At 63.0% G+C, this 16345-nt stretch carries 17 protein-coding genes; 2 read left to right on the forward strand and 15 right to left on the reverse strand.

Going from position 1 to position 16345, the window contains the following annotated elements:
- Positions 1 to 38: 38 nt before the first annotated feature.
- From Mame_RS13210 to Mame_RS13230, 5 genes are all read right to left on the reverse strand, one after another.
- A complete protein-coding gene (locus Mame_RS13210; RefSeq protein ID WP_018066454.1) occupies positions 39 to 581 on the reverse strand; it encodes a tyrosine phosphatase family protein in 543 nt (180 codons plus the stop codon).
- Entirely contained in the window at positions 578 to 1210 is a 633-nt protein-coding gene (locus tag Mame_RS13215) for a YfbR-like 5'-deoxynucleotidase (RefSeq protein ID WP_018066455.1), read from the reverse strand. The genes Mame_RS13210 and Mame_RS13215 overlap by 4 nt, the downstream gene beginning before the upstream one ends.
- A 4-nt stretch (positions 1211 to 1214) precedes the next feature.
- Positions 1215 to 2042, reverse strand: a complete 828-nt coding sequence (gene ygfZ / locus Mame_RS13220) for a CAF17-like 4Fe-4S cluster assembly/insertion protein YgfZ (RefSeq protein WP_026173764.1) — start codon at positions 2040 to 2042, stop codon at positions 1215 to 1217.
- 192 nt (positions 2043 to 2234) lie between these two features.
- The gene (locus Mame_RS13225) at positions 2235 to 2492 is read right to left on the reverse strand and encodes a hypothetical protein (RefSeq protein ID WP_018066457.1); all 258 of its coding nucleotides are present in this window, start codon (positions 2490 to 2492) and stop codon (positions 2235 to 2237) included.
- Positions 2493 to 2618: 126 nt separating this feature from the next.
- Positions 2619 to 3062, reverse strand: a complete 444-nt coding sequence (locus tag Mame_RS13230; RefSeq protein WP_026173765.1) for an NUDIX hydrolase — start codon at positions 3060 to 3062, stop codon at positions 2619 to 2621.
- A 78-nt stretch (positions 3063 to 3140) separates the two neighbouring features.
- Here Mame_RS13230 and Mame_RS13235 point away from each other — a divergent pair, with 78 nt between their 5' ends.
- Entirely contained in the window at positions 3141 to 3884 is a 744-nt protein-coding gene (locus Mame_RS13235; RefSeq protein ID WP_018066460.1) for an SOS response-associated peptidase, read from the forward strand.
- A 283-nt stretch (positions 3885 to 4167) separates the two neighbouring features.
- Here Mame_RS13235 and pssA read toward each other — a convergent pair whose 3' ends face one another.
- From pssA to Mame_RS13255, 4 genes are all read right to left on the reverse strand, one after another.
- A complete protein-coding gene (pssA, locus tag Mame_RS13240) occupies positions 4168 to 5052 on the reverse strand; it encodes a CDP-diacylglycerol--serine O-phosphatidyltransferase (protein ID WP_018066461.1) in 885 nt (294 codons plus the stop codon).
- The gene (locus Mame_RS13245) at positions 5052 to 5750 is read right to left on the reverse strand and encodes a phosphatidylserine decarboxylase (RefSeq protein WP_018066462.1); all 699 of its coding nucleotides are present in this window, start codon (positions 5748 to 5750) and stop codon (positions 5052 to 5054) included. The genes pssA and Mame_RS13245 overlap by 1 nt, the downstream gene beginning before the upstream one ends.
- Positions 5751 to 5846: 96 nt before the next feature.
- Positions 5847 to 7733 carry an ABCB family ABC transporter ATP-binding protein/permease gene (locus Mame_RS13250; RefSeq protein WP_018066463.1) on the reverse strand — a complete coding sequence of 629 codons (1887 nt, stop codon included), beginning with the start codon at positions 7731 to 7733 and terminating at the stop codon, positions 5847 to 5849.
- A gap of 177 nt (positions 7734 to 7910) precedes the next feature.
- Positions 7911 to 9371 carry a LysM peptidoglycan-binding domain-containing protein gene (locus Mame_RS13255; RefSeq protein WP_018066464.1) on the reverse strand — a complete coding sequence of 487 codons (1461 nt, stop codon included), beginning with the start codon at positions 9369 to 9371 and terminating at the stop codon, positions 7911 to 7913.
- 173 nt (positions 9372 to 9544) lie between these two features.
- On the opposite strand from Mame_RS13255, the gene Mame_RS13260 reads away from it, so the two are divergent.
- A complete protein-coding gene (locus Mame_RS13260; protein WP_026173767.1) occupies positions 9545 to 10165 on the forward strand; it encodes an LOG family protein in 621 nt (206 codons plus the stop codon).
- 6 nt (positions 10166 to 10171) lie between these two features.
- On the opposite strand, the gene rarD is transcribed toward Mame_RS13260, so the two are convergent.
- From rarD to cysS, 6 genes are all read right to left on the reverse strand, one after another.
- Positions 10172 to 11098 (reverse strand): EamA family transporter RarD, encoded by a 927-nt coding sequence (gene rarD, locus Mame_RS13265; RefSeq protein WP_018066466.1) that lies wholly within the window; start codon positions 11096 to 11098, stop codon positions 10172 to 10174.
- A 102-nt stretch (positions 11099 to 11200) separates the two neighbouring features.
- Positions 11201 to 12820, reverse strand: coding sequence for a citramalate synthase (cimA, locus tag Mame_RS13270; protein WP_018066467.1), 1620 nt, complete (start codon positions 12818 to 12820; stop codon positions 11201 to 11203).
- Between the two features lie 49 nt (positions 12821 to 12869).
- Positions 12870 to 13340 (reverse strand): GFA family protein, encoded by a 471-nt coding sequence (locus Mame_RS13275; protein ID WP_018066468.1) that lies wholly within the window; start codon positions 13338 to 13340, stop codon positions 12870 to 12872.
- Positions 13330 to 13827 carry a GFA family protein gene (locus Mame_RS13280; protein ID WP_018066469.1) on the reverse strand — a complete coding sequence of 166 codons (498 nt, stop codon included), beginning with the start codon at positions 13825 to 13827 and terminating at the stop codon, positions 13330 to 13332. Before Mame_RS13280 ends, Mame_RS13275 begins: the two co-directional genes overlap by 11 nt.
- Entirely contained in the window at positions 13824 to 14186 is a 363-nt protein-coding gene (locus Mame_RS13285) for an endonuclease domain-containing protein (protein WP_079920795.1), read from the reverse strand. Before Mame_RS13285 ends, Mame_RS13280 begins: the two co-directional genes overlap by 4 nt.
- A gap of 566 nt (positions 14187 to 14752) precedes the next feature.
- The gene (cysS, locus tag Mame_RS13290) at positions 14753 to 16147 is read right to left on the reverse strand and encodes a cysteine--tRNA ligase (RefSeq protein ID WP_018066471.1); all 1395 of its coding nucleotides are present in this window, start codon (positions 16145 to 16147) and stop codon (positions 14753 to 14755) included.
- Positions 16148 to 16345: the final 198 nt, after the last annotated feature.

Below are 16345 nucleotides of genomic sequence, written 5' to 3' on the forward strand. Positions count from 1 at the left end.
ATTCATCTCAAATATCGTGGGCCAAGGGTACGGAGACTCTACCTATGGCGCAACCGCGCGATGGCAAGATCGTCGAGATCGAGTCTGAAAGGCGCGTTGAGCCGGCACTCTCGGCCACGGCCGATGGCCTTGACGGCGGCAGTAAGCCGGCAGCCGCGCTGAAGCGCTTCATCGCCCAGCGCCACAAGCCGCTTGTTCGGCGTGGCGGAGGGGGAGGCAGCGCGCAACGCCTGTGCAAGCCGGTCGTCATCGATGCCGGGCGCGACCGCGAGCGCGGCGATCATCGCCGCCGCGGGCGAACGCGACACGCCCAGCCAGCAATGCACCAGCAGCGGGCCATCGTCCGCCCATTGCCGGGCGAAATCGATGATCTGATCCACATGGGCCCGTTCCGGGGCCACGAGGTCGCCGGCGCCGGCAAAGGCGATGTCGTTCATGCGCAGCACGAGGTGTCGGTCGATCATGCCGGGGCGGGCGAAATCATGGCCGGCGGCCATCAGCGAGACCATCTGCCGGCAGCCGTGACGCGCCGCCATCTCGCCGATCCGTTCCAGCGGCGATACGATGATCGCGCCGCTCATTTGGCGGCTTTCCTGGCCGTTTTCTGAAGTTCCGCGCGGGCCGTCTCGATTTCGCCGAAGCGGTCGAGAAAACGCTGCTGGGCAAGCGCCGTCGGCATCGGCTCGATCGGCAACAGCTCGATCGAGACGCCATTCGGCTCCCCGAAGAAACGTTTCGCCTCGGCGATCGAAAAGCCGGCGAGGCTCACCGATTCGAAATAGGCCGCGATCCTGTCGGCCGCCTTGATCTTGGCCTTCAGCGCCGAGCGGGGATGCGGCGGCAGGGCGAAGCGGAGATGCACGGCCGCCTCCAGCCGCTTTTCCACCGCCTTGTAGCCGCCCCCGACGACGGCCTTGAACGGCGAGATCATGTCGCCGATGACATATTCCGGCGCGTCGTGGAGCAGCGCCGCCTGGCAATCGTCGGCATTGGCCTGGTTGAGATGGCAGAACACCGCCTCGACCACGAGCGAGTGCTGCGCCACCGAGTAGGCATGCTCGCCAAGCGTCTGGCCGTTCCAGCGCGCCACCCGCGCAAGCCCGTGGGCGATATCGGAAATCTCGACGTCGAGCGGCGAGGGGTCCAGGAGGTCGAGCCTGCGGCCCGAGAGCATGCGCTGCCAGGCGCGTGTGTCATTCTTCGGCGGCATCGGCCTATTCCGCCTCCGCGCCGGACGGCTCGAGCGTGATGCCGCTCCAGGCATAAGGCGTGACGGTCACCGCCACATCGCCGGCCGTCAGGTTTTCGGCGGATGCCGCCCGGTCGATCCGAAGAATGGCCATCGCCGCATCACCCGCGACCGAGCCGAGCTCGCCGGCGGGCTTGCCGTCCGCATGGATCGTCGTGCCGGCGGCGGGCAGGGCTTCCGCGCCGCGTACCAACACCAGCCTGCGCCGCGCGGTGCCACGATGCTGCATCCGCGAGACCACTTCCTGGCCGACAAAGCAGCCCTTCCTGAACGAAACCGCGCCGTTTCTGTCAAACAGAAGATCATGCGGGAAAGCGTCCTGCGGGCCGTAGTCGGCATGCATTTCCGGCACGCCGGCTTCGATCCTGAGCGCCTTATAGGCCTCGGGGTCCGGATTGCCATGGCGGCCGGGCAGACGCTTGACGGTTATGCTGGCGGGCGAAAAACGCATGTCGGTCACGGCGGTGTCGGGGGCGTCGTCGCCCGTAAAAACCGTCACGCCGTCGGTCTCCTCAGCCGCGATCGTCACCTTGGCGCGCAATTTGTAAAGCATCAGCCGCTGCAGCAGGCTAGCGGCGTCCTCGGCATGGGTTTCGATTGCAAATCCCGTATCGGTGCGGCTTATCAGGAAGTCGAACATCACCTTGCCCTGCGGCGTCAGCAGCGCGCCGGGCCAGGCCTCGGCGGGGCCGATGCGGTCGAGATCAGTGGTGATCAGGTTCTGCAGGAAATGTTCGGCGTCATCGCCGGCAAGCGTGATGACGGCCCGTTCCGGAAGGTGGATCTCAGCCATGATCGTATCCTCTGGCATGCCGGCGATATTCCACCGGCCCGAGTTCAAGATGTAGGGTCGCAGACGAGGCCCGCAAGGCGCTCGTACGGCAAACGTCCCGGTCAACGGGGCAATTGCCCGTGTTGTCACGCGGCGCGACGGATTCGTCAATGGTGGAAGGCTCGGGTTGCTTATGCCCGAAGGACGGTGGCGCTATTGCAGGATGCGTTCGGGCGAAAACTCGCCTGCGAGCATGCGTTCGCGCAGCGATTCGAGCATGGCTTCCGCGCCTTCCTCGCCGATCATCCGCACGGTTTCGCGCATGGCGAGCGCAAGCGCAGCATCGGCGATGATCTCAGGCTCGATGCCGTCGGCCACGCCATCGGCCCAGGCTTCGTTCTGATATTCGAGAGCCACCTGCATCTTTTCGCGCACGATCATGTCGTCGATCTCGTTGGCGTTCGGCTTCATCGCATATCCTTGTAGGCTTTGTCTTCCGCAATCATGCTATCAATTTTTTCGGCCTTGTGGCAGCGCGGCCGTCCGAAAAAGTGAATTTCCGGTTAATCGCAGCGTGTTGGCGCATATTTCCCGGGACTAATGTGCTTCTTTCGCCACAGTGTCGCGGCGCTCCCGGTCGAGCGCCTCGGCGCATTCGCGCACGCTGGAGGGCACGTTCAGCCGGGCGATATCGGCGAGCGTGAACCAGCCGAGATCGTCGGCGTCATCGGCCTCCTTCGCGATCGCGCGGTCATCGACCTCCGCCAGGAAAACGCTGAGTCGGTAAAAGCTGGTGACCGCGCCTGTCTCGTTCCTGTCGATCAGGTCATAGACGGAAAACAGCGTTATATTTTCGGCGGTTAGGCCGGTTTCTTCCTTCAATTCGCGAATCGCCGCCTGTTCCGCTGTTTCGCCCGCTTCCGCCTTGCCGCCCGGAAAGGCGTACATGGCTCTTGCCGGCGGATTGGCGCGGCGCACCAGCAGGAAGGTGTCTTTCCTGCGGATGATCACCGAGGAAGCGGGCTTTGGCGTCTCTGTCATGCTATATACGGGCGGTGATCGCGAATGGATTTTCTCGGAAGGCGCGCCTTCCGTTTTCAGGATGAGTTTCAAAGCGCAATGTGTGGACGTTTCGGCCTGATAGCAACCCCTGACGAGGTCGGCGAGGCTTTCGATATCACCGGGATCGATCCGTTCCCGCCGCGCTACAATATCGCGCCGTCGCAGCCGATCCTGATGATCGTGAGCGCTTCGGAACTGACCGGCGGCGGGGAGGGACGCAACGCGCTGCTGGTGCGCTGGGGGCTGATTCCGGCATGGGTGAAGGATGCGCGTGAATTCTCGCTGCTGTTCAACGCACGCGGCGAAACCGCGGCCGAAAAACCGGCCTTTCGCGGCTCGATGCGTCATTTCCGCACCCTCGTTCCGGCCTCCGGTTTCTTCGAATGGCGCAGGACCGGCGAGAAGGGCGGGGCGCAGCCCTACTGGATCCGCCCGCGCCACGGCGGTGTGATCGCCTTTGCCGGCCTGATGTCGCCGTGGCTGGGGGCGGACGGCACGGAGATCGATACCGGCACGATCCTGACCACGTCTTCCAGCGGTTTGATCGCGCATATTCACGAGCGCTCGCCGGTGGTGATCGCGCCTGCGGATTATGAACGCTGGCTCGATTGCCGCAATTACGAACCGCGCGAGGTCGCCGACCTGCTGGCCCCGCCGCCCGCCGATTTCTTTGAGGCACTCCCGGTCGCAAAAGCCGTCAGCAATGCCCGCAATATGGGCGCAGACCTGATCGAGCCGATCGGTCCGCCGTTGGAGGGCGAGCCGGAGGATGAGGGGCCGGGGCAGATGGATTTGTTTTGAGAGTGGGCCGTCGCCCGACAGACTCACGGTCCGTCTCCGATTTTCGGTTCGGGAAACCGGGCAGCCTCAATCTCCTCCCTTGAGGGGGAGATGTCGCGAAAGCGACAGAGAGGGGTATAAGGCATAAGCCCTATAAGCCGAATTCGCCGAGAGGGTTCACCCCTCTCTGCCCCTGTCGGGGCATCTCCCCCTCAAGGGGGGAGATTGTTGGCGGAAAAGCTTCTGTATGTAACCGGCGCCTGGCGACGGCTGCGTTGCATCGGTCACCGATGCCGCCAACACATCAAATATCCAGATCCAGCCGGTTCTTGCGCGGCTGGCCGTCGTCTTCGTCGTCCTCGGTGTCGTCCTCCATCACCAGCGTGCCGTATTTGCGGTGCCAGGCGCGGGCGCCCAGCGGCAGGCTCAGGAGGTAGAGAACCGAGCCGGCGATCATCACGTGCCAGGTATAGGCGAACAGCAGCGCGACCGAGAGCACGGCAACCAGCATCATCGGCAGCGCGAAATCGCGCCTTACGGTGAAGCCGAGGCTCTTGCCGGACCAGACCGGCAGGCGGCTGATCAGCAGGAAGCCGATGAGCACGGTATAGGCGGCGGAAACCAGCGCCACGCCGCGACCAAGTTCCATGCCGAGAAAGCCGAGATAGACCGGCAGCAGCACGATGATCGCGCCAAGCGGCGCGGGGACGCCGACGAAATATTCGCCCTGCCAGCTCGCCTTGCGCTTGCGGTCGGCCATGACGTTGAAGCGGGCGAGGCGCAGCGCCGCGGCGATCGCATAGGTCAGTGCCGCGATCCAGCCGAGCGTACCGCCGTCATTCAGCAGATAGGTATAGGCGACGAGCGCCGGCGCGATGCCGAAATTGACGACATCGGCGAGCGAATCCATCTGTTCGCCAAATTTGGAGGAGGCCTTCAAGAGCCGCGCCAGCCTGCCGTCGACGCCGTCCAGAAAGGCGGCGATCAGCAGCATGGCGACGGCCTTGGGAAACTGGCCGTCGATCGCCATCCGGATGCCGGAAAGCCCGGCGCAGATGGCAAGCACGGTCACCAGGTTGGGGATGATGAGCCGGAGCGGTATTTCGCGCAGACGGGGTCCACGGCCGGATTTGTCGCCCGTGGGCTTCACCCGTGGCTCCAGCGCACGCTCCTTACTGCCTTCATCCATCAGATTTTCCGTCCGACGGTCGGAAGATCAAAACCGCCGAAACCCGCCAGCACGGTCTCGCCGGCCGTCGCCATCTGTCCGACGGCAACGCGCGGCGTGGCGGTGGTCGGCAGGTAGACGTCGAGCCGCGAACCGAAGCGGATCAGGCCGAAGCGCTCGCCGGCATCAAGCACATCGCCGTTCTGCGAGAAGCAGACGATCCGGCGGGCGACGAGGCCCGCGATCTGCACCACGCCGATCGACCCATGGGCGGTTTCGATCACCAGACCATTGCGCTCATTGTCCTCGCTCGCCTTGTCGAGTTCGGCATTGAGAAACTTGCCGGGGCGATAGTGGATGCCGGTGATGCGGCCGGCCATCGGCGCGCGGTTCACATGGCAGTCGAACACGTTCATGAACACGCAGATGCGCAGCATCGGCTCTGCGCCGAGGCCCATCTCGGCCGGCGGAATTTCCTCGCTGATCGCGGAAACGCGGCCATCGGCCGGGCTGATCACGAGATTGTCGTCCTGCGGCACCATCCGGTCGGGATCGCGGAAGAAATAGGCGCACCAAAGCGTGGCGATCAGGCCGATCCAGAACAGCGGCTGGGCAATCCATCCAAGGATCAGGGTCGCCACCAGAAAGATCGCCACAAAGCGGTGGCCTTCCTTGTGGATCGGCGCCATCGAATGCCGGATGGAATCGATAATGGTCATTGGTCCTCGCTTGGTTGCCCGGGTTCTGAAGGGCCACATTACAGGCTGCGCGCGGCCTTGGGAACACGGCCGTGCGTCGGTTTTACGGCAGTCTGCTCAGTTGGCGGGGTCGAGCCGCATGATCACGCCCATATCGTCGCTCTCGCGCACCTTGCGCAACTGCTCCTCGGCAAGGGTCGCCTCGCGCTGGCGCTCCCACATCTGGGCATAGAGCCCGTTGGCGGCAATCAGCGCATCATGAGTGCCGCGCTCGGCGATCTCGCCGCGCTTGAGCACGATGATCTCGTCGGCGCCGATCACCGTGGAAAGCCGGTGGGCGATCACCAGCGTGGTGCGGTTTTTCGAGACCACATCCAGCGCCGCCTGGATTTCGCGTTCGGTATGGGTGTCGAGCGCGGACGTCGCCTCGTCGAGCACCAGGATCGGCGGGGCCTTGAGGATGGTGCGGGCGATGGCCACGCGTTGCTTCTCGCCGCCCGAAAGCTTCAATCCGCGCTCGCCGACCTGGGTGTCGAAGCCTTCCGGCAATTGCCGTATGAAATCGCCGACCTGGGCGAGTTCGGCGGCGGCGTTGACCTCCTCGTCGGTCGCCGAGGTGCGGCCATAGCGGATATTGTAGGCGATCGTGTCGTTGAACAGCACGGTATCCTGCGGCACCATGCCGATCGCCTCGCGCAGGCTCGACTGGCGCACCTCGCGCAGGTCCTGCCCATCGATGGTGATCGCGCCCTCGTTGACATCGTAGAAGCGGAACAGCAGGCGCGAAATCGTTGACTTGCCCGCGCCCGTCGGGCCGACGATTGCCACCGTCTTGCCGGCCGGCACCTCGAAGGACACGCCTTTGAGGATCGGGCGGGCGGGGTCGTAGGAAAAATGCACGTCCTTGAAGGCAATCGCGCCCTGGCGGATCTGCAGGTCCGGGGCATCGGGCTTGTCGGTGATCTCAAGATCTTCCTCGAGGATATCGAACATCTGCTCGATATCGGTCAGGCCCTGGCGGATTTCGCGATAGACCGAGCCGATGAAATTAAGCGGGATCGCGAGCTGGATCAGCATGGCGTTGATGAACACGAAATCGCCGATGGTCTGGGTGCCGTTTTTAACCGCGATCGCGGACAGCACCATCATGATCGTCATGCCGATGCCGAAGATCACGCCCTGACCGAAATTGAGCCAGCCAAGCGAGGTCCAGATGCGGGTCGCCGCGTTCTCGTAAACGGCCATGGAGGTGTCGAAGCGGTGCGCTTCCATCTTCTCATTGCCGAAATATTTGACGGTCTCGTAGTTCAAAAGCGAGTCGACGGCCTTGGTGTTGGCGTCGTTGTCGCTGTCGTTCATTTCGCGGCGGATGGCGATGCGCCAGTCGCTGGCCTTGATGGTGAACCAGACATAGAGCACGACCGTGACGGCAGTGATCGCAAGATAATCGAAGCCGTAGCCCCACCAGAAGATGATCGCGACCAGGATGAATTCAAGCACGGTCGGCAGCGTTGCCAGGATCGTGAACCGCACGATCGTCTCGATGCCCTTGGTGCCGCGCTCGATGATCCGCGACAGCCCGCCGGTCTTGCGCGAGAGGTGAAAGCGCAAAGCAAGCTGATGCATGTGCACGAAAACCCGGTGGGCGAGGCGGCGCACGGCATATTGACCGACGCTGGCGAACAGCGCATCGCGCAACTGGTTGAAGCCAAGCTGGCCGATGCGAGCCAGATTGTAGAACAGCACCAGCGTGACAGCCCCGAACAGGACGGCCGGCAGGACGGTGTTGATCTGCAACTCGCCGGTCAGCGCATTGGTCGCCCATTTGAAGGAATAGGGGACCAGCAGAAGGATAAGCTTGGCGACCACCAACGCGATCGTGGCGAGAACCACGCGACGCTTCAGGTCCGGGCGACTTTCCGGCCAGATATACGGCCATAGATTGATGATTGTCTGAAGCGGATTGGATGAATCCGCTGACACGGTTTTGCCGCGATCTGCCATGCTTGTCCCCGCGCTCAAGACCGGAAGGCCGAGCCGAAATAGAAGAATTTTCAAAACAAAAGGCGCCCCGCGGGGCGCCGCTTTACCCGCGACATAAGGTCGCCGCGCGGATATTGCAATGGCAGCGGGCCGAAACGAATTTCACCGTCGCCGTTTTTTGGACCGCGTTTTATGCGGCTACTGGTCGCCCGCCGGAAGATGGTATTCCGGGCCGATCGGCATGCCCTCCAGCAGGCGGCGGTGGATCGTTTCGGCTTCCCCGATCGGCAGCGGCTCCTTGGGTACGGAGAAGACCTGGCCGGGCAGGATCAGGTCGGGATTGACGATCTGGGGTTCGTTGGCGAGGTAGATCGTGGTGTAGCGCACGCCGCGTCCATACATGCGCCGCGAGATGCGCCACAGATTGTCGCCGCGGCGGATGATGACGGCATTGTCGCTGCTTTCAAGCTGCGGCTGGGTAAAGGTCTGCGTGCCATCCTGCTGCTGCTCGCCGCTGGTTGCGGGTGCGCCTGAAACCGCCGCCACCTGATCGCCCGGCGGACGGTCGAAGGGCACGACGGCGCGGGCGACGACCCCGCCGTCCGCGTCAAGCATATCGACGCGGATCGTGTGCAGGCCTACCGAAACGTCGATCTCCGCATCGAGGACATAATTGCCCTCGACGTTGATCTCGGCATCGCCGATGAGCGCGTCGTCGATATAGCCGCGAATGGTGGCGCCCGGCGCGCCGCTTCCGGCCACGAACAGGCGGTTGCCCTCGATTTCGACAGCCTTGATGCTGACAAGCGCCACGACCTCGCCCTGGCCGCCGTTCCGGCCCGTCTTTTCCGCGTCGGTCTCGACCGTAACCGTCTGAAGCTGGGTCTCCGCCTGATCGCTGGCGCTATCCGTGCCGGACCCATCCTGTGTCTGCTCGTTGGCGCTGGTCTGCGCTGCGTTTCCGCCCGTCGGGGTTGTGTTGTCCGAGGCCATGCCGCCGTCGCGATTCTGCTGGGCGGACGGCTGTTCGCCGTTCTCCTGCTGCCCTGATGAACCCGGCGCGCGCGCGATCACCGTACCTTCGGGTGCGCCTCCGTCGCCATCCGGCGCGGCGATGATTTCGGAAGCCTTGCCGGGCTCGGTGATCAGGGCCAGCAGGTCGCCATCCGGGGTTTCGGGGATCGAGATCGTCGCGGTTTGCAGCGAGCGGGCGGTGCGCCCGTCGGGCATGGTGACGTCGAGATAGATGAGGTGATCGCCGGGCGTCAGCGGGGTCTCGATGATGGCGACAAAATCGCCGGAATCGCCGACACTGGAGGAGGCGACCACGGTATCGCCCTCCTTGACGTCGAGCACGCCAAGCGGCTCCGCGGCGCCTGCGATCACGGCCGTGCCGTCGGGTTCCACGCGCAGCACGTCGAAAGTGGGGATCCGCAGGCCCGTCTGCTGCTGCTCTTCGTTGGCGTCGCTGTCGCTGTCCGGGCTGCTCGCGCTCTCGCCGGATGCGTCCGCGGGCTCGCTCTGCTCGGTTTGGGGCGCGCTGCCTTCCGTGCTGCTGCCAGTCTCGCCACTATCCTCGCGGGTATAATAATAGAGGCCCGCTGCAAGGAGAACGAGCAGGATGACGGCGATGACAATACCGGACCGGTTATTTTTCATTCAGAGCTCCGAAGAGGCGACGACGCCAATTGGCTGAAAACGCTAGCCATAGTGCCGGATATATACAAGAGTTCATTGGCTGTCTCGGCAAAGCGTGAACAGGGTAAATCTGCGATTGTGTTCGAAATGCAATGAACTTGACCTGTCGCGGGCTAATGGGATTGATTGACGTCATGAAAAAACAAGACAAACCGATTCGCAGCATCTGCGTCTATTGCGGCTCCAGGCCGGGCGCGGCGCCGGAATATATGCGCGCCGGCAAGGCGCTTGGCGCGGCGATAGCCGCCGCCGGCTACGGCCTCGTCTATGGCGGCGGAACCAAGGGCATCATGGGCGCCGTCGCCGAGGGCGTCCTGGAAAACGGTGGCCATGTGCTCGGCATCATCCCGGAATTCCTCGTCGACATGGAGGCGACCCGAGACCAGCTCGAGGCGCTCGACGAGCTCATGATCACGCCGGACATGCATGTGCGCAAGCACACCATGTTCGAACGGGCGGACGCCTTCGTGGCACTACCCGGCGGGATCGGCACGCTTGAGGAGATCGTCGAGATCATGACCTGGGCGCAGCTTGGCCGTCATACCAAGCCGATGATTCTCGGCGATATCGGCGGTTTCTGGCAGCCGATGATCGAGCTGCTCGATCATATGCTGAAGGAAGGATTCCTCCACACCAGCCATCAGGTGCGCCCGCAGCTGATCGCCAATGTCGAGGACATGATCCCGGCGATCGAGGCCGGCTGGGCGGAAACGGCCGACGACGACGGCGACGCCCGGATCATCGGCAAGATGTAGGCATCGCTATTCCGCCGATGCCTTGCGTCTGCGCCGGACCATGGGCGCGGTGTAGATCACCAGCGCCACCCAGATCAGCGCGAAGGCAGCAAGTTTCGCGGGCTCCAGCGGCTCGCGGAAGATCAGCACGGCGATCAGGAAGATCACGCTCGGCGCGATATACTGCATGATGCCGATGGTCGACAGACGCAGCAGTTTGGTCGCGTTCGCATAGATCAGCAGCGGAATGGCTGTGACCGCGCCGCAACCGATCAAGAGCAGCGCCGTGACCGGCGAGCGCAGGAAATGCCCGGCGCCAGTCGCTTCCAGATAGATGATGTAGCCGAGCGCCGGGCCGCTCAGCACCATGGCCTCCAGCGTAAAGGCGGTGGTGCCTTCCACCGGCATGACCTTGTGCAGAAAGGCATAGAGCCCGAAACTGAGCGGCAGCGCCAGGGCGACCAGCGGCAGACGGCCGAGCTCCACCGTCAGAATAACCACCGCCGCGAAGGCGAGGACGACGGCGACCATCTGCCCGCGCCCGAGCTTTTCCCTGAGGATCAGGGCCGCGAGCGCAACCGAAAACAGCGGGTTGATGAAATAGCCGAGGGCCGCGTCCACCGTCTGGGCGGTGCTGACCGCATAGATATAGGTGCCCCAGTTGAGCGTGATGAACAGGCTGCACAGCACCACAAGCCCCATCATCTTCGGCTTGCGCAGGACGCCGGTGACGGTGCGCGACTGGCCGGAATAGGCGACCATCGCGCCTGCGAACGGCAGCGACCAGACGATCCGGTGCGCCAGAATTTCGTCTGTCGGAAGGTCGATGACGAGCTTCATGTAAAGCGGCAGCACGCCCCACATCATGAAGACGATGAAGGCGAGGACGAAACCCTTGGTGCTATCGCCCTGCGGCGCCGGCGCTTCGTGGGCGGCTGTGATTTCGGCGGACATGGTGTTTCCTTGAAGTCTTTTGATCAAACGCAATAGACCTTCGCTAGCGCCGCCGCCACACGAAACTTGCGCTCAAACCATCAAATGAATTGAACCAACCGCCTATTCCGCGGCCGCGCGGCCGGCGAGCTTGCGGTTTTTCATCAGCTTGAAGGTGATCGAATCCATCAGCGCCTGGAACGAGGCGTCGATGATGTTTTCGGAAACGCCGACCGTCCACCACCTGACGCCGTCATCGTCGACGCTCTCGATCAGCACGCGGGTGATCGCCTCCGTGCCGCCATTGAGGATGCGCACCTTGTAGTCGGCAAGCTTGAGGTCGGCGATCTCACCCTGGAATTTGCCGAGGTCCTTGCGGAACGCCTTGTCCAGCGCGTTGACCGGGCCGTCGCCCTCCGACACCGACATCACCTTGCGGCCATCGATCTCGAGCTTGACCACGGCTTCGGATACCGTCTTCACCCGCCCGTGGCTGTCGAAGCGCCGCTCGACCATCACCCGGAAACTGTCGACGCGGAAGAACTCCGGCACGCTGCCGAGTTCACGCAGCGCCAGAAGCTCGAAACTGGCATCGGCGGCCTCATAGGCATAGCCCATGGCCTCGCGCTCCTTGACGATCGCAATAAGCTTGTCGAGGCGCGGATCGTTTTTGGCAACGGAAATGCCGAGGCGATTGAGTTCGTTGATGAAATTCGATTTTCCACCCTGGTCGGAAACCATCACCCTGCGGCTGTTGCCGACGGCTGCGGGATCGACATGCTCATAGGTCTTCGGATCCTTGAGAAGCGCCGAGGCGTGAATGCCGGCCTTGGTGGCGAAGGCCGAGGCGCCGACATAGGGAAGCTGGGGATCTGGCGCGCGGTTCAGCAGCTCGTCGAAGCCGTGGGAGAGGGCGGAGATTTCGGTCAGCCCTTCGGCATCGATGCCAAGTTCGAAACGGCTGCTGTAGCGCTCCTTCAGCGCCAGCGTGGCGGCAAGCGTGATGATGTTGGCATTGCCGCAGCGCTCGCCGATGCCGTTCAGCGTGCCCTGGACCTGGCGCACACCGGCGTTGACGGCGACAAGCGAATTGGCGACCGCCTGTCCGGTGTCGTTATGGGCATGGATGCCGAGGTTTTCGCCCGGGATTCCGCCCGCGATCACGGCGGCGATGATTTCCGCGATCTCGTCCGGTTGCGTGCCGCCATTGGTGTCGCACAGCACCACCCAGCGCGCGCCGGAATCATAGGCGGCTTTGGCGCAGGCGAGCGCATAGGCGGGGTTGGCCTTGTAGCCATCGAAGAAGTGTTCGCAGTCGAGCAGCGCCTCCTTGCCGGAGGCCGCAACGGCGGCGATGCTGTCGGCGATGCATTCGAGATTGTCCTCGTTGGAGATGCCGAGCGCGACCTTGACGTGATAGTCCCAGCTTTTGGCGACCAGACAGACCGCGTCGCCCGCCGCGCCGATCAGCGCTGCGAGGCCTGGATCGTTCGATGCCGAGACGCCGGCGCGCTTGGTCATGCCGAACGCCGTCATCTTCGCCCGGCCGGTGCGCCGCTTGGAGAAGAAGGCGGTATCGGTGGGGTTTGCGCCGGGATAGCCGCCCTCGACATAATCGATACCGAAATGGTCGAGCATATTGGCAATCGCAATCTTGTCCTCGACCGAGAAATCGACGCCCGGCGTCTGCTGGCCGTCGCGCAAGGTTGTGTCGAACAGGTAGATGCGTTCGCGGTCTGACATTGTCGGGTCTCCATCCCTAGGGGCCTTCGCGGCCATTCTTATGGGTCTGTTATGCGTCCGGGCCGTCTTCGGGCGGCCATTGGTCCGTGTCGTGGTCGGGGTGCTGGCGCGAGATGATCTCGCTTTCCTCCAGCGTCTGCGGGCGTCCGGGCTTTTCAAACAGCGTATCGATCCACGGCAGGCGATGATCGTGGTTGACTTGGATCTGCGGCTCGAAATGCTCCGGCTCGTCAAATGCGCCGATCGCGAGTTCCACACCACCCGAAAACTGATAGGTCAGCGGCGTGCCGCAGTTCTCGCAGAACCCGCGCAGCGCCTTGGCGGAGGAGCGAAACATCTTCGGCTTGCCGCGGGTCCATGTGAGATGCGCAATATCGGCCGTCACCAGCGCGCCGAAGAAATTCCCGAACGCCTTCTGGCACATCCGGCAATGACAGATCGAGGGGCGACCGAGATGGCTTGCGCGAAACCGCACCGCGCCGCACTGGCAGCCGCCGGAAAAACTGCGTTCATCGCTCATTGTCACGTTCCTTCGGCCAATGGTCGGTGTCATGATCGGGATGCTGACGGCTGCTGCCGGCCACGCCTTGCGTTCCGCCGGGAAGGTCGGATCGGTCGGTCAATCGCTCGGGAAGGCCGGGCAGGGCATGGAAGAACGGCACACGCCCCTCGACGCCATCCTGCGTTGCCGGAACCACTGCGGAGGGATCATCAAGACTGCCAAGCGTCACCGACACATGATCTCCGCCCTCGGTCATGAAGAATAGCGGCGTGCCGCAATCCTCGCAAAAGCCGCGCTTGACGAATTCGGACGAAAAGAACCACCGCGGCGCGCCGCGCGTCAGCGAAAACGCCTCGTTGTCCGCGCTCGCCAGCGGCATGAAGTAATTGCCGGCCGCTTTCTGGCACATGCGACAATGGCACAGATGCGGCGACGAAAGCGCGCCCTCGACGCGATAGCGAACGGCGCCGCACTGACAGCCGCCGGAGAAGCCGGGTTCGGTCATGGCGCATGCCTCCCGATGGTTCTGAGAATATGGGTGCAGACCGCGTCGATATCGCGCAGCACATCGTCGTTCCAGACGCGGAGGACGGTCCAACCGAGAGCGGTAAGGCGGGCCGTGCGCACTGCATCTTCAGCAAGCCTTTCGCCGTGCTGCGAGCCATCGACCTCGATGATCAGCTTATGATCGGGGCACGCGAAATCGGCAATATAGCGGTCAATCGGCATCTGCCTGCGGAACGCCAGACCCATTAACCGTTTGGCGCGAAGTTCGTTCCAGAGCTTCAGTTCCGCGTCCGTCATGTCTTTGCTCATTCGGCGTGCGTTGGCCCGCAAGCTTTTTGAGACGGCATGATGCGGCATGTTGATGTTCCCCTCGATTTCCTTGCGAGGGTAAGAGTGCGGCGCTTCTGCTATCTGGCCAATAGTATTTGCAGGTCGGCCGCCAAAAACGCAGGCTAATCTGTCACTGTGGGCGCCCGCAACCCCCAATCTCCCCCCTTGAGGGGGAGATGCCCCGACAGGGGCAGAGAGGGGTGAACCCTCTCTGCGAATTCGGAGTATGCGGCTTATGCCCATTACCCCTCTCTGTCGCTTTCGCGACATCTCCCCCTCAAGGGGGGAGATTGTTTGGAGCGATACGGCGCGCGCAGTATTCACCGCTTCACCTCCCACGTGGTGATGCGTTCGCCTGTTTCCATTCCATAAAGTCAGATCCCGCGAACCGGGCGTCTTCATGCAAACCGAAGCGTCCGCAACCCCCAATCTCCCCCCTTGAGGGGGAGATGCCCCGACAGGGGCAGAGAGGGGTGAACCCTCTCCGAGGGCACGGTGTTTGCGGATTATACCCGATACCCCTCTCTGTCGCTTTCGCGACATCTCCCCCTCAAGGGGGGAGATTGTTTGGAGTAATACAGCGCGCTCGGTGTTCACCGCTTCACCTCCCAAGTGGTGATGCGTTCGCCGGTTTCCTTGTCTTTTGAATCCTTTAGCTGGATTCCCTGAGAGGCGAGTTCATCGCGGATACGGTCAGCTTCGGCCCAGTTCTTGTCGCGGATGAAGGCGAGGCGCTGATTAACGCAGGACTGGACATCGAAATCAGTCTGTATCGGCCGCAGATCAAGTCCCAGAAGGTCGCCCGCGGCTGCCAGCGACGACGGCGATACTCCGGCACCCAGCATATGACCAATGAAGTCTGGCGTGTTGAGATCGTCTTCGATGGCCTGCCGGAACGGCGAGGTGATTTCTCCGGCGGCGGCACCTTCGGTTTTCCGGCGAAGCTTCACCAGAATGTTCTCCGCCTCCTCAAGCCGCTTCACCGAAAAATCAATCGGCTCGCGGTAATGCGTCATCAGCATTGCCAGCCGCAGCACCTCGCCGGGCCATTTCCGGCCGCCGAATTTCTCTGTTCCCAGCAAATCGTGGATCGTCACGAAATTCCCCTCCGACTTCGCCATCTTACGCCCCTCGACCTGCACGAAGCCGTTATGCATCCAGACGTTCGCCATCACGTGGTTGCCGTGGGCGCAGCAGGACTGGGCGATTTCGTTTTCGTGGTGGGGAAAGATCAGGTCGAGGCCGCCGCCGTGGATGTCGAAAGTCTCGCCGAGATGCTTTTCCGACATCACCGAGCATTCGATATGCCAGCCGGGGCGGCCGTGGATCGCGATGGACTGGCCGTCGACCGTAAACCGGCCCTCCCAGCCGGGTTCGTCGCCAGCGCTTTCCTTCCACAATACGAAATCGGCGGGGCTCTTCTTGTGGCTTTCGACGGCGATGCGGGCGCCGGCTTGCTGATCCTCAAGATTGCGGCGCGACAGCCTGCCGTAGTCAGGCATGGACGGCACGTCGAACAGCACCTCCTTGCCTTCCGGTCCCTCCGCGACATAGGCATTGCCCTTGTCCAATAGCGTCTGGATCATCGCCACCATGCCGTCGATATGGTCGGTGGCGCGCGGCTCGACGGTTGGCGGCAGCACGCCGAGGGCTGCGATATCCTTGTGGAACTGGTCGGCGGTCTTTTCGGTGACGGCGCGGATCGCCTCGTTCAGCGGCAGGTCCGGGTAGTCGCGCTTGGCGCGCGCGTTGATCTTGTCATCGACGTCGGTGATGTTGCGGACATAGGTGACGTGGTCCTCGCCATAGAGATGGCGCAGCAGCCGGAAGAGCACGTCGAACACGATCACCGGGCGGGCATTGCCGATATGGGCGAAGTCATAGACCGTCGGTCCGCAGACATACATGCGCACATTGTCCGGATCGATCGGCTCGAAAGCCTGCTTCTCGCGGGTCAGCGTGTTGTAGAGTCTGAGGGCATTGCCCATGTCGTCTCTCCCGAAATCCGTATTGACGAGCCGCGCCCAGAAGCCGGGTCGTCTGTCTGGGATGGATTTTCAGGACAAGAACGGCCGGCCAGCGAAGCGCTAGCGAATAATGATGCAGATCGTGCAGATGGCCATGTTCATGCGCGGAGTTATGGCGAGTCGGGGTGCCGGCGTCAAGCCCGCATGGGGGATTCTGGA

This window comes from Martelella mediterranea DSM 17316 (genome assembly GCF_002043005.1).
GTDB lineage: Bacteria > Pseudomonadota > Alphaproteobacteria > Rhizobiales > Rhizobiaceae > Martelella > Martelella mediterranea.

Excerpts from the sequence above, each read along its gene's own strand:
- Mame_RS13210 (WP_018066454.1), bottom strand. The coding sequence starts at position 581 with ATGAGCGGCGCGATCATCGTATCGCCGCTGGAACGGATCGGCGAGATG.
- Mame_RS13215 (WP_018066455.1), bottom strand. The coding sequence starts at position 1,210 with ATGCCGCCGAAGAATGACACACGCGCCTGGCAGCGCATGCTCTCGGGC.
- ygfZ (WP_026173764.1), bottom strand. The coding sequence starts at position 2,042 with ATGGCTGAGATCCACCTTCCGGAACGGGCCGTCATCACGCTTGCCGGC.
- Mame_RS13225 (WP_018066457.1), bottom strand. The coding sequence starts at position 2,492 with ATGAAGCCGAACGCCAACGAGATCGACGACATGATCGTGCGCGAAAAG.
- Mame_RS13230 (WP_026173765.1), bottom strand. The coding sequence starts at position 3,062 with ATGACAGAGACGCCAAAGCCCGCTTCCTCGGTGATCATCCGCAGGAAA.
- Mame_RS13235 (WP_018066460.1), top strand. The coding sequence starts at position 3,141 with ATGTGTGGACGTTTCGGCCTGATAGCAACCCCTGACGAGGTCGGCGAG.
- pssA (WP_018066461.1), bottom strand. The coding sequence starts at position 5,052 with ATGGATGAAGGCAGTAAGGAGCGTGCGCTGGAGCCACGGGTGAAGCCC.
- Mame_RS13245 (WP_018066462.1), bottom strand. The coding sequence starts at position 5,750 with ATGACCATTATCGATTCCATCCGGCATTCGATGGCGCCGATCCACAAG.
- Mame_RS13250 (WP_018066463.1), bottom strand. The coding sequence starts at position 7,733 with ATGGCAGATCGCGGCAAAACCGTGTCAGCGGATTCATCCAATCCGCTT.
- Mame_RS13255 (WP_018066464.1), bottom strand. The coding sequence starts at position 9,371 with ATGAAAAATAACCGGTCCGGTATTGTCATCGCCGTCATCCTGCTCGTT.
- Mame_RS13260 (WP_026173767.1), top strand. The coding sequence starts at position 9,545 with ATGAAAAAACAAGACAAACCGATTCGCAGCATCTGCGTCTATTGCGGC.
- rarD (WP_018066466.1), bottom strand. The coding sequence starts at position 11,098 with ATGTCCGCCGAAATCACAGCCGCCCACGAAGCGCCGGCGCCGCAGGGC.
- cimA (WP_018066467.1), bottom strand. The coding sequence starts at position 12,820 with ATGTCAGACCGCGAACGCATCTACCTGTTCGACACAACCTTGCGCGAC.
- Mame_RS13275 (WP_018066468.1), bottom strand. The coding sequence starts at position 13,340 with ATGAGCGATGAACGCAGTTTTTCCGGCGGCTGCCAGTGCGGCGCGGTG.
- Mame_RS13280 (WP_018066469.1), bottom strand. The coding sequence starts at position 13,827 with ATGACCGAACCCGGCTTCTCCGGCGGCTGTCAGTGCGGCGCCGTTCGC.
- Mame_RS13285 (WP_079920795.1), bottom strand. The coding sequence starts at position 14,186 with ATGCCGCATCATGCCGTCTCAAAAAGCTTGCGGGCCAACGCACGCCGA.
- cysS (WP_018066471.1), bottom strand. The coding sequence starts at position 16,147 with ATGGGCAATGCCCTCAGACTCTACAACACGCTGACCCGCGAGAAGCAG.